Here is a 10,333-nt window from a genome sequence, read left to right as displayed (position 1 = left end):
GGGGGCCGTTCTTTCTTTCGGCGCCGCAAGAAGAAGGACGGTGCTTCGACAAGCTCAGCACGAACGGCAGAAAGGGTGATGCAGATTTAACGCACGATTTTCTAGAACACCGCCTTCGGCGCGTCTTCCTTCATCATCGCCTGACGCACCATCGGGATCGGCGGGCCGCCGTAGGACAGGAACTGGTCGTGGAAGGCCTTCCACTTGGTCCGGTCGCCCGCCCCCCCGTTTTTGGCTGTCCAGTCCTCGCGCAGCTTGCGGATCATCAGCTTGCCCATCGTGTAGTTGAGGTAGAGCGGGTCATAGGTGCCGCGCGCCGCCTGTTGCCGGGCGTTGCCCTCATCCTGCCAGCATTGTTCCTTGAACAGCTTTTCGGAGTCGGCGACGGTCATGCCCTTGGTGTGCAGGCCGATCGCCGAAAGATAGCGGCAATCGCGCAGCAGCGCGTTCGAAAGCTGGCCGATATGCGTTTCGGGGTCGCCGTCCCCCAGCCCGGCATCCCACATCATCTCCTCGGTATAGTGCGCCCAGCCCTCGGCGAAGGCATAGCCGACGAACAGCTTGCCGAAGATGCTCTCGGCGCGGTTCGAGTGGAGGAAGTTGAGGAAATGGCCCGGCCACACCTCGTGGACCGAGGTGAACATCAGGTCCTTGCGGCCCGGCACGAAATCCATCTGCGTCTGCTTGTCCCACGCGGGGTCGGGCGGCGAGATGTAATAGACCGACGGCAGGCCTTTCTCATACGGCCCGGGGATGTCGATATAGGCGCTGTTCTGCCGGTTATAGGGCGGTGACTCCTCGACCTGCGCCTGTTCGGTGCCGGGGATCGTGACGAGGTCCTTTTCGACGAGGAAGGCGCGCAGGGCGGGCAGCTGCCGCCGCGCCTCCGCGACCGGACCGTCGGCGGGCTTGTCCGCGTTCATCTTCTTCATGCAGTCGGCGATCGTCATGCCCGCGGCATAGGTCGCGCAGGCGGCCTTGAGCGCGTCCTGGTTGCGCTTGAGGTCGGCCTGGCCGATGCGTTCGAGTTCGTCGAGCGGCGTGTCGACCCCTTCGTTGGCGAGCAGCATCTTCGCGAACCGGTCGGGCCCCAGCGCCCAGCCGTCGGCGGTGCCGGGCTTCGAGCCGACATAGGCCGCAAGGTCCTTCATCGCCGCCGCCGCCTTTGCCGCCGCGTCGTCGAACTGCTTCTGGAGTTCGGGGTCCTTGACCTCTGCAAAGGCCTTCTTGGCGTCGCCGGTATAATAGTCGGCAAAGCCGCCGAAGCCCGCCGTGCCGAACTTGACGAAGGTCGCGGGCAGCGGAAGCGTCAGGTTCGCCTTGATCTGCTCCGCGGCGGCCGGGACCTTCTGCGCATAGGCGATGAACGCCTTCATCCGCGTCGCGGCGTCGGCATAGGGGCGCGAGACATAGACGTTGGGGTCGAGCGAGCCGACGTAGAAGGCCGGGTTCCGGTGCGGGAAGTCCGCGTCCTTCAGGAAGAAGAGTTGCCCCTCGGCCACATGGACCAGATAGTCGCGCTCGAATTTCTCGGCATCGGTCATCTGCGCGTCGAACGCCCTGGCGTCGGCGATCGTCTTTTCGAGATAGGCGATCTGCTTCTGGATGCCTTCGGGCGACCAGTCGGGCAGTTGCCCGTCATATTCATGCTTGCCCTGATAAACCGCGAAGTTCGGATTGAGCGGGAAATAGCCGGCGAGGAAATTGTCGCGGAACTCGGTCCAGTCCTTCGCTTGCTGCGTCGAGGCGGCCCCGTCGCCCGATGCGCCGCCCGATGCGCCGCCCGATGCGTTGCAGGCGGTCAGGACGAGGAGCGCGGCCGCCATCGCGGCCCCGCCGAGGTGGGCAAATCTGGGTTTCATGCGGGTATCTCCCTGTTTTCCGATAGGGCCTCTTCTGGCATCCGCCCCCGCGCGTGGCACCCGATAATCGACGAACGACAGCATCGCGCCTCTGGACAGCCGGGATTGCCGGGCTAGGAGCGGGACCATGGCCACCATCCCACCACCGCCCGACGAAGAGCCCGTGCTGCCGGGGGATGCCGCGGCCAAAGCCCCTTCCCCGCTGCGCTATGCCGATTACCGATATTACTGGTTCGCGCGCTTCACCGCGGTGATGGCGACGATGGCGATGGTGGTGGTCATCGGCTATCAGCTCTACGATACCGCGCGCACCGATTACGGCATGTCGATCCGCGAGGCGTCGTTCCAGCTCGGCCTGCTGGGACTGGTGCAGTTCGTGCCGCTGGCGATTCTGACCCCGGTCGCGGGCTGGGCGGCCGACCGGTTCGAGCGGCGCAGCGTCGCGATCTTTTCCAACCTGATCGACATCGGCATCGCCGCGACGCTCGGCTGGTTCACCTGGACCGGAGGGCTGACGCTGCCGCTGCTGTTCGCGCTCGCCGCGCTGCACGGCGTGGCGCGCGTCTTCTCCGGCCCGGCGATGTCGGCGATCGCGCCCAATATCGTCCCCATCGAGGTGCTGCCGCGCGCCATCGCGATGAGCAGTATCGCCTGGCAGTCGGCCGCGGTCGTCGGCCCCGCCGCGGGCGGGCTGATCTATGCCGCGCATCCGGCCTCGGTCTATGTCTTCGCGGCGGTGCTGCTCGCGCTGTCGGCGCTCACCCTCGGCCGGGTGCGCCCCGTGCTGCCGCCGCCCGCCGAGGTGCGCGGCCACCCGCTGCGCGAGATGGTCGACGGGCTGCAATTCACCTGGAAGGAGCGCTTCCTGCTCGGCACGATCACCCTCGACCTGTTCGCGGTGATCCTGTCAGGCGCCACCGCGATGCTGCCCGTCTATGCCCGCGACATCCTGCACGCCGGGTCGGAGGGGCTGGGCTTCCTGCGCGCCGCGCCCGCGATCGGGGCGGCGATCGTCGCGCTGGGGCTCGCGATCCGGCCGATCGAGCGCAACGTCGGCGTCAAGATGCTGTGGGCGGTCGCGGTGTTCGGCGCCGGCACCGTCGCGTTCGGCCTGTCGACCAACTTCGCGCTCTCGATGCTGCTGCTGATCGTCATGGGCGCGGCGGACATGTTCTCGGTCTTCGTGCGCGGCACGCTGATCCAGCTCAACACCCCCGACCATATGCGCGGCCGCGTCAGCGCCGTGTCGGGCCTCGCCATTTCGGCGTCGAACGAGCTTGGCGAGATGCGCGCGGGCGCGATGGCCGCGGTGCTCGGCCCGATCGGCGCGGTCGTCGTCGGCGGCGCGGCGGCGATCGGCGTCACCGCGATCTGGGCCTGGCTGTTCCCCGAACTGCGCCACGCGCGCACCTTCAAGCCGCAGTTCGAACCGGCGGCGCGCTGAGCGCATCACCACTGGTCGCAAAAGGTCCTCGCTCCGTCCAAAAGCTATTGTCTATTTATTTGGTTGAATTATGGTGAGCGCACCCGTCACCGCGGCTTCCTCTTCCCTCGATGGAGAAACCGCCATGCACAATGCCACCATCCGCCACCGGATCCTGACCATCCCCGGCCTCAACAACAGCGGGCCCACCCATTGGCAGAGCCTGTGGGAGCGCAAATTCTCCCGCTGCGAGCGCATCGATCTCGGCCGCTGGGACGCGCCCGACAAGGACGAGTGGGTCGGACGGATCGACCATGCGATCGCCGATGCCACCGACGACGAACCCATCCTGGTCGCCGCGCACAGCCTGGGTTGCCATGCCTTCGCCCACTGGTTCGCCGCCGCCGGCGGACTGGCCCGCGCGCGGCTGGCGGGGGCGCTGCTCGTCGCCCCGCCCGACCTGTCGCGCCTGCGGCACGATCACGGCCTGACCGGCTTCGCCGATGCGCCCGCCTTCACCTCGCGCGTCCCGATGACCGTCGTCGCCAGCGACAACGATCCCTATGCGAAGACCGCCCATGTGTGGCGCCTGTCGCGGCAATGGGACGCGCGCTTCGTCAACGCCGGTCCCTTCGGTCATCTCAATGCCGACTCGGGGCTCGGGGACTGGCCTTATGGACAGTATCTGCTGGCCTCGTTACAACCTGCGCCGACGCCCGCGCTGGCCGACGAAAGGCTTTGGATCCGCTCGGGAGACTGGCCGAACCGGGTCCGTCGCGATCCCCGCTTCGAACATAGGGAAAGTGCACACAGACGATGAAAGCCAATTCGATCCTCGAAACCATCGGCAACACGCCGCACATCCGCGTCGCGAAACTGTTTCCCGACGCGGAGGTGTGGATCAAGTCGGAACGCAGCAATCCCGGCGGGTCGATCAAGGATCGTATCGGGCTGGCGATGATCGAGGCGGCCGAGCGTGACGGCAGCCTGAAGCAAGGCGGCACCATCGTCGAGCCGACGTCGGGCAATACCGGCATCGGCCTGGCGATGGCCGCCGCAGTCAAGGGCTACAAGCTGATCCTCGTCATGCCCGAAAGCATGTCGATCGAGCGGCGGCGCCTGATGCTCGCCTATGGCGCGACCTTCGACCTGACGCCGCGCGAAAAGGGCATGAAGGGCGCGATCGAACGCGCGATCGAACTGGTCGAGACGACCCCCGGCGCCTGGATGCCCCAGCAGTTCGAGAACGACGCCAACGTCGAGGTCCACCTTCGCACGACGGCGCAGGAAATCCTGGACGATTTCGCCGATTCGCCGATCGACGCGCTGATCACCGGCGTAGGCACCGGCGGCCACATCACCGGCTGCGCCCAGCTGCTGAAACAGCATTGGCCGGATCTGAAGGTGTTCGCGGTCGAGCCGACCGCGTCGCCCGTCATTTCGGGCGGCCAGCCGGGTCCGCATCCGATCCAGGGCCTCGGCGCCGGCTTCATCCCGCGCAACCTGCACACCGACCTGCTCGACGGCGTCATCCAGGTCGATGCGGGGGATGCCAAGCAATGGGCGCTCCGCTCCGCGGCGGAGGAAGGCCTGCTCGTCGGCATCTCCTCGGGCGCGACGCTCGCCGCGATCCACCAGAAGCTTCCCGACCTGCCCGCGGGCGCGCGCATTCTCGGTTTCAACTACGACACCGGCGAGCGTTACCTGTCGGTTCCCGATTTCCTGCCCGAAATCTAGGTCACAGCCATGCCGGCCAGCGACGAGCGCGATCCGCCGGCCTTGCGGCGCGACGGCGCGGGATGGCTGTTCGTCCTGCTGGCGGCGATCGCGATCGTCGCCGTCCTCCATGCCAGCGGGCGCGGGCCGGGTGCGGATGCCGCCGTCCGGCCGCACCCCGTCGCGCCGCCGCCCGACGTCGTGCCCGCGGTGCTGCCGACCGAACTCGCCCCCCTCACCGAGGATGATGCACGCACCGAGAACGCCCATATTCCGCTGGTGAAGAAGGGTTTCGTCGCGGCGCGACCCTTCGTCTATCCCGGCAATGGCGACAACCGCGCGCGTGCGCGCGACTGCCTTGCCTCGGCGATGCTCTACGAGGCCGGCGACGATGCCAAGGGCCAGCGCGCGGTCGGACAGGTCGTGATCAACCGCGTCCGCCACCCCGCCTTTCCCAAGTCGATCTGCGGCGTCGTGTTCCAGGGATCGGAGCGGGCGACCGGATGCCAGTTCACCTTCACCTGCGACGGGGCGCTCGACCGCCGCTATTCCGATGCGGCATGGACGCGCGCCCGCGCGCTCGCCGACCGGATGCTGTCGGGATCGACCGACCCCGAGGTCGGGCTCGCCACCCATTATCATACCGACTGGGTCCGCCCTTATTGGAGCGACAGCCTCGAAAAGATCGCGGTCGTCGACACGCATCTCTTCTTCCGCTGGCCGGGCTATTGGGGCACGCCCGGCGCCTTTCGCGGCGCCGTCGCGGGAAGCGACGGCCCGGTCGCCAAGCTCGCCGCGCTGTCCCCGTTCCATGCGGCGGCGCTGACCGCGCCGGTCGAGCTGGCGGGCGCCGATGCCAAGGCCGAGATCGGCGAGACGCGGATCGTTCCGGGTTCCGGCGGCGGCGCGGGGCGCGACGCCCTCTATGTCCAGCTCGACCACCGCGCCGCGCCAGAAAGCTTCGTGGCCACGGCGCTGCGGCTGTGCGGCGACCGGCCCTATTGCAAGTTCATGGGCTGGACCAACCCGGTGCTGAAGCCCGATTCCGACGCGATGAGCGAAATCCAGCGCGCGGCGATGAGCTTTTCCTATCTGCGCGACGACAAGGCGGCGTTCGAAAAGGCGCTGTGGAACTGCACCGAGTACAAGCGCGACGACAAGCGTCAGTGCATGAAGCGGTAAGGCGGCTCCGTTTCATCGTCATTGCGAGCGGAGCGAAGCAATCCAGAGCGGTTACCACAAGCTCCGGATTGCCATGCGGCTTCGCCGCTCGCAATGACGAGCGGGTTCATGCCGACGCTGCCCCGGATCAGCCGTGCGGACGGATCAGATATTTCTCGCCTGTCCGCTTGGCATTATAGGCGGCGACCGCATCGAGAGACAGCGTATCGACCAGCGAGATTTCGTGGCTGTAGTGGCTCTTGAAGGTCGTGGTCAGCTCGTCCGCGACGCGCTGGCGCATGCGGCCGACGACCTCGGCATCGGCCTTCTGCATGAAGGGGGTGAGCAGGAAGCCCGAGAGCGACCAGGCGAAACCGAAGCTGCGGTTGAGCACGGTCGGCCCCATGTCGAGCCCGCCATAGATATAGACCTGCTTGAAGCTGTCGGAGCCATAGCGGCTGTAATTGGTCATCCGCTTCACCGCCGCGGCCTCCATCGCCGACAATATCTGTCCCGCCAGCTTGCCGCCGCCGATCGCGTCGAAGCCGAGCGTCGCGCCCGTCTCGGTGATCGCGGCGATCAGCCGGTCCATGAAATCATCGTCGCTGCTGTTGACGATATGCTTCGCACCCAGCCCTTTCAGGATTTCGACCTGCGTGGCGCTGCGCACGATGTTGACGAGCGGAATGCCGTCCTTCGCGCAGATCTTCACCAGCATCTGGCCCAGGTTCGACGCCGCCGCGGTGTGGACGATCGCGCTGTGCCCCTCCATCCGCATCGTCTCCGTGAAGGCGAGGCTGGTCAGCGGGTTGACGAAGCAGGAGGCGCCGTCCTTCGGATCGGTCCCGTCGGGCAGCGGCATGCACATCTGGACCGGCAGGCAGCGATATTCGGCGTACATCTCGCCGCCGAGCAAGGCCACCGTCCGGCCGAGCAGCGCCTGCGCCTCCGGCGAATCGCCGGCCTTGACGACGAGGCCGCAGCCTTCGTTGCCGATCGGCAGCGCGTCGCCGACGCGGCTCGCCATCGCGCGCATCCCCTGCGGCGGAATGTCGGCGGTGACGACCGGCAGGCCGTCGCGGGTCGCGGCGCGTGCCGTCGTCATGTCGGCCCCGCCGAACAGCAGGCCGAGGTCCGACGGATTGATCGGCGTCGCCAGCACCTTCACCAGCACCTCGTGCGCTTTGGGCTCGGGCATCGGGCGCCGCTCGAAGAACACCTCGAGTTCGCCCTCGGGCTTGACCAGCGTCAGCATGACGAGGTTGGTGGCTGGCAGGTCGGTCATCGCGTATCTCCCGTTTTTCAGTTTCTCGATGCAACCGATCTAGGCGAGCGCGTGCCGGCTGGCAATGGCGACCTCACTCCTGCGCGGGTCGATATGCCGCTGCCAGTCGCAGCACCGCGTCGGCCAGTTCCTTCCGGCAGATCAGCAGGTCGGGCAGATAGGGATCGGGGTTGTTGTAGCGGATCGGCGACCCGTCGACGCGGCTGACGTGCAGCCCGGCGGCGGCGGCGACCGCGGCGGGGGCGCAATTGTCCCATTCATACTGGCCGCCGGTGTGGAGGTAGATATCGGCCTGACCCTGCACTACCGCCATCGCCTTGGCGCCCGCCGATCCCATCGCGACGAGTTCGGCGCCGAGCCGCTCGGCGACGAACACCGCTTCGGCGGCGGGCCGCGTGCGGCTGACGAGCATCCGCGGCGGCGTGTTGGCGGGGATCAGGGTGATGGGAGCGCCCGACGTCAGCGTCACCCCCTGCCCCGGCAAGGCGACCGCGCCGACGCTCGCCACGCCGTCGATCGCGAGCGCGACATGCACCGCCCAGTCGCGGCGCCCCTCGCCATATTCGCGCGTGCCGTCGAGCGGATCGACGATCCAGACGCGGCGGTGCGCGAGGCGCGCGGCGTCGTCCTTCTCTTCTTCGGACAGCAGTGCATCGTCGGGGCGCGCGGCCCGCAGTTCGCGGCACAGCAGCGCATTGGCACGCGCATCGCCCTCCATGCCGAGCGCCTTGCCTTCGAGGCCACCATCGGCGCGCAGTTCGTCGAGCAGGCGCCCCGCCGCCGTCGCGAGCCGTTCGGCAAGCTGCTCGTCGCTTTCGGGCGCGCTCATCCCAGCAGCCGCTCGACGATCAGTTCGGCGGCCTGCTCGGGCGTCATATCGGTGGTATCGATGCGAATTTCGGGGTTCTCCGGAACCTCATAGGGGCTGTCGATGCCGGTGAAATTCTTGAGCTGCCCGGCGCGCGCCTTCTTGTAGAGGCCCTTGACGTCGCGCCTCTCGGCCTCGGCGAGCGGCGTGTCGATGAAGATCTCGATAAACTCGCCCTCGGGCAGCATCGCGCGCACCATCTCGCGCTCCGCCCGGAAGGGCGAGATGAAGGCGGTGATGACGATCAGCCCGGCGTCGGTCATCAGCTTCGCCACCTCGCCGACGCGGCGGATATTCTCGATCCGGTCGGCCTCGGTGAAGCCGAGGTCCTTGTTTAGCCCGTGACGGACATTGTCGCCGTCGAGCAGGAAGCTGTGGCGGTTCATCCGGTGCAGCTTCTTTTCGACCAGATTGGCGATCGTCGACTTGCCCGACCCCGACAGGCCGGTGAACCACAGCAGCGCGGGCCGCTGATTCTTGAGGTCGGCGCGCATCTCGCGATCGATGTCGGTCGCCTGCCGGTGGACGTTCTGCGCGCGGCGCAGGCTGAAATGCAGCATCCCCGCCGCGACCGTCGCATTGGTCAGCTTGTCGATCAGGATGAAGCCGCCGAGCGCGGGATTGTCGGCATAGGCCTCGAACACGATCGGCCTGTCGGTCGACACTTCGACGACGCCGATGCCGTTCAACTCCAGCGTCTTGGCCGCGAGGCGGTCGAGCGTGTTGACGTTGATCTCGTACTTCGGCGCCTGCACGGTCGCCGACACGCTCTGCGTCGCGAGCTTGAGCCAATAGGCGCGGCCGGGAATCATCGCCTCGTCGGCCATCCAGACGAGCGTCGCCTCGAACTGGTCGGCGGCTTCGGGCGGCGCGTCGGCGGCGGCGATCACGTCGCCGCGCGAACAGTCGATCTCGTCGGTGAGCGTCAGCGTGACCGACTGGCCCGCGACGGCTTCGGAAAGGTCGCCGTCGAGGGTGACGATCCGCCCAACCGTCGTGGTCTTGCCGCTCGGCAGGATGCGGATCGCGTCGCCCGGCGCGACCCGGCCGCTCGCGATCTGTCCCGAAAAGCCGCGGAAATCGAGGTTGGGGCGGTTCACCCATTGCACCGGCATGCGAAACGGCTTCGCCTCGTCCGCGGCGCCGCCGACATCGACGCTCTCCAGATGCTCGATCAGCGCCGGTCCCTTGAACCACGGCGTGTTCGGCGACAGCGCGGTGATATTGTCGCCCTTGAACCCCGAGATTGGGATGGCGGTGAAATTCGTGATCCCGATCTCGCTCGCGAAAGCGCGATAGGCGAGCGCGATGCGGTCGAACACCGCCTTGTCGTAGCCGACGAGGTCCATCTTGTTCACCGCGAGCACGATGTGCCGGATGCCGAGCAGATGCGCGAGGAAGCTGTGCCGCCGCGTCTGGGTGAGCACCCCCTTGCGCGCGTCGATCAGGATGACGGCGAGGTCGGCGGTCGACGCGCCGGTGACCATGTTGCGCGTATACTGCTCGTGCCCCGGCGTGTCGGCGACGATGAACTTGCGTTTTTCGGTGGTGAAGAAGCGATAGGCGACGTCGATCGTGATCCCCTGCTCGCGCTCGGCGGCGAGCCCGTCGACGAGCAGCGCGAAGTCGATCTCCTGCCCCTGCGTGCCGACGCGCCGGCTGTCGGCTTCGAGCGCGGCAAGCTGATCCTCGAAGATCATCTTGCTGTCGTAGAGCAGCCGCCCGATCAGCGTCGACTTGCCGTCGTCGACCGAACCGCAAGTGATGAAGCGCAGCAGCGACTTGCGCTCGTGCTGCGCGAGATAGGCGTCGATGTCCTCGGCGATGAGGGCGTCGGTGACGTAGACGGGGTCGGTCATGCCCGACCCTCCCCGGAACGGGGAGGTGGCAGCGCGCAGCGCTGACGGAGGGGTCGAAACCTCTCCAATTGGCGGTGCGCTGAACCGATAGCCCCCGGCCCCTCCACCACCCTGCGGGTGGTCCCCCTCCCCGTTCCGGGGAGGATATTTGCAGGATCA

Annotated in this window: 8 protein-coding genes; 4 read left to right on the top strand and 4 right to left on the bottom strand. The window is 67.3% G+C overall.

Annotated features, from left to right (window positions below):
- Positions 1-101 precede the first annotated feature (101 nt).
- Positions 102-1,862 (bottom strand): DUF885 domain-containing protein, encoded by a 1,761-nt coding sequence (locus ABS88_RS15345; protein ID WP_286750087.1) that lies wholly within the window; start codon positions 1,860-1,862, stop codon positions 102-104.
- Positions 1,863-1,989: 127 nt separating this feature from the next.
- Here ABS88_RS15345 and ABS88_RS15340 point away from each other — a divergent pair, with 127 nt between their 5' ends.
- The 4 genes from ABS88_RS15340 to ABS88_RS15325 all read left to right on the top strand — a co-directional run bounded on the left by ABS88_RS15340 (position 1,990) and on the right by ABS88_RS15325 (position 6,183).
- Entirely contained in the window at positions 1,990-3,306 is a 1,317-nt protein-coding gene (locus tag ABS88_RS15340; protein ID WP_083675089.1) for an MFS transporter, read from the top strand.
- 124 nt (positions 3,307-3,430) lie between these two features.
- The gene (locus ABS88_RS15335) at positions 3,431-4,105 is read left to right on the top strand and encodes an RBBP9/YdeN family alpha/beta hydrolase (protein WP_286750086.1); all 675 of its coding nucleotides are present in this window, start codon (positions 3,431-3,433) and stop codon (positions 4,103-4,105) included.
- Complete coding sequence (gene cysK, locus ABS88_RS15330; protein ID WP_212597131.1) at positions 4,102-5,022, top strand: cysteine synthase A; 921 nt, start codon at positions 4,102-4,104, stop codon at positions 5,020-5,022. The genes ABS88_RS15335 and cysK overlap by 4 nt, the downstream gene beginning before the upstream one ends.
- A 9-nt stretch (positions 5,023-5,031) precedes the next feature.
- Positions 5,032-6,183 carry a cell wall hydrolase gene (locus ABS88_RS15325; RefSeq protein ID WP_286750085.1) on the top strand — a complete coding sequence of 384 codons (1,152 nt, stop codon included), beginning with the start codon at positions 5,032-5,034 and terminating at the stop codon, positions 6,181-6,183.
- A gap of 127 nt (positions 6,184-6,310) precedes the next feature.
- Here the strand turns inward: ABS88_RS15325 and ABS88_RS15320 are convergent, their stop codons facing one another.
- The 3 genes from ABS88_RS15320 to cysN form a co-directional block, all read right to left on the bottom strand.
- Positions 6,311-7,447, bottom strand: coding sequence for a zinc-binding dehydrogenase (locus ABS88_RS15320; RefSeq protein ID WP_286750084.1), 1,137 nt, complete (start codon positions 7,445-7,447; stop codon positions 6,311-6,313).
- A gap of 73 nt (positions 7,448-7,520) precedes the next feature.
- Complete coding sequence (locus ABS88_RS15315) at positions 7,521-8,276, bottom strand: 3'(2'),5'-bisphosphate nucleotidase CysQ (protein WP_286750083.1); 756 nt, start codon at positions 8,274-8,276, stop codon at positions 7,521-7,523.
- A complete protein-coding gene (cysN, locus tag ABS88_RS15310; RefSeq protein WP_286750082.1) occupies positions 8,273-10,174 on the bottom strand; it encodes a sulfate adenylyltransferase subunit CysN in 1,902 nt (633 codons plus the stop codon). Before cysN ends, ABS88_RS15315 begins: the two co-directional genes overlap by 4 nt.
- Positions 10,175-10,333 lie beyond the last annotated feature (159 nt).

The organism is Sphingopyxis sp. SCN 67-31 (assembly GCF_001725095.1).
The sequence above is the reverse complement of the archived record's forward strand: the minus strand, read 5'-3'. Positions and strand labels throughout refer to the sequence as shown.

Bases quoted from the DNA above. Each gene is read 5' to 3' on its own strand.
- ABS88_RS15345 (WP_286750087.1), bottom strand. From the start codon at position 1,862: ATGAAACCCAGATTTGCCCACCTCGGCGGGGCCGCGATGGCGGCCGCG.
- ABS88_RS15340 (WP_083675089.1), top strand. From the start codon at position 1,990: ATGGCCACCATCCCACCACCGCCCGACGAAGAGCCCGTGCTGCCGGGG.
- ABS88_RS15335 (WP_286750086.1), top strand. From the start codon at position 3,431: ATGCACAATGCCACCATCCGCCACCGGATCCTGACCATCCCCGGCCTC.
- cysK (WP_212597131.1), top strand. From the start codon at position 4,102: ATGAAAGCCAATTCGATCCTCGAAACCATCGGCAACACGCCGCACATC.
- ABS88_RS15325 (WP_286750085.1), top strand. From the start codon at position 5,032: ATGCCGGCCAGCGACGAGCGCGATCCGCCGGCCTTGCGGCGCGACGGC.
- ABS88_RS15320 (WP_286750084.1), bottom strand. From the start codon at position 7,447: ATGACCGACCTGCCAGCCACCAACCTCGTCATGCTGACGCTGGTCAAG.
- ABS88_RS15315 (WP_286750083.1), bottom strand. From the start codon at position 8,276: ATGAGCGCGCCCGAAAGCGACGAGCAGCTTGCCGAACGGCTCGCGACG.
- cysN (WP_286750082.1), bottom strand. From the start codon at position 10,174: ATGACCGACCCCGTCTACGTCACCGACGCCCTCATCGCCGAGGACATC.